Genomic DNA, 1,043 nt, shown 5'->3' on the forward strand with positions numbered 1-1,043 from the left:
TCGTGGATCTCGAACATTTCAACGATGCAATCCGGGAACAGAATATCCAGCATCCTTTATCCTGCTAGCTGCGCAGCTAGGTTTCAAGTCCCGATGCATCAACCACAAAACTTTCGTAAGAGCCATTGGTAGCCCACCGAAAGGAAGGTCAACCATGAAGCTTATAGCGAGTAGACACGTGGGTAGCATCTTAATAGCTTTTGGAGCCATTCACGCAGCAGTCAGCTTTATACTCTTTGGCGACTGGCTACTTTTAATCCTTCAGGGCGGTGCTTTGAACCTTACCTGGACAGCAGAGACGATAGCCGCTTTTTGGTTTCTGATCTTCTCGTGGCCGGTCTGCCTACTGGGATATGTAGTCAACTGGGCGTATCAAAAAACTGGGCAGCTACCCCCGTTGCTGGGTTGGTGGATTTTTATCGTTCCAGCGCTTAGCTTGGTTTTTTTACCGGCGTCGGGGCTGTGGCTCTTTGCAATTTTCGGTGCGCTTGTGATGGTAATGCGGCGGGAGAGAATAGCCACATGACGTTTATGAGGATGTCTCAATTTCTCAGTGCGGGTAGTGAAAGACATTAGGATTTTCTATACCCTAAGGCTTCCAAAAAACCTCCCCTCTAATTCGTGACTCACAAGGGCTGTGACAGCGGACTGCTGCCCCCTTCCAACAAACTGTTGTTTTTTGCAAGCCGCCTGGCAAGTGTCGGTGACGTAGCTATACGCACTAATTCTGGACACCCGTTTTTTGCAAAGATTTTAGCGTTAGTTTCTGTACCGATCAGCGCACAACCCCCCTTTCAACAAACCAAAGGACCAATTCGCTTGGGTGATTTCCAGCACCCTTTGCAAGCCATAGGTTTCCATGCGTTCTTGAAGCGCTTGGAGGAGACCGCAAAGTTGTGCTGGGGTAGGGTTGGTCCCCTCTGTGCCAGAATGCTAATTGCCGGTCTTTTCTTATAGTTTCTTGAGTAGAGGGCATGATAGTGAGAGAGAATGGATAAGGTCATCACCACGCCAACGCAGGCTAGCTCGGAGATTCGGGTACC

The 1,043-nt window shown here is 49.3% G+C and carries 2 protein-coding genes; one reads left to right on the forward strand and one right to left on the reverse strand.

Features of this window, described 5'->3' with window-relative positions:
* Window positions 1–154: 154 nt before the first annotated feature.
* Entirely contained in the window at window positions 155–526 is a 372-nt protein-coding gene (locus tag ACFW2W_RS20120) for a DUF6463 family protein (RefSeq protein ID WP_378182260.1), read from the forward strand.
* Window positions 527–794: 268 nt separating this feature from the next.
* Here the strand turns inward: ACFW2W_RS20120 and ACFW2W_RS20125 are convergent.
* The coding region (locus tag ACFW2W_RS20125; RefSeq protein WP_378182263.1) for a hypothetical protein at window positions 795–1,043 on the reverse strand (249 nt) is incomplete at its 5' end.

Origin of the sequence: Coleofasciculus sp. H7-2, from assembly GCF_042747725.1 — a bacterium.
In the GTDB taxonomy this organism is placed as follows: domain Bacteria; phylum Cyanobacteriota; class Cyanobacteriia; order Cyanobacteriales; family FACHB-T130; genus FACHB-T130.

Bases quoted from the DNA above. Each gene is read 5' to 3' on its own strand.
- ACFW2W_RS20120 (WP_378182260.1), top strand. From the start codon at position 155: ATGAAGCTTATAGCGAGTAGACACGTGGGTAGCATCTTAATAGCTTTT.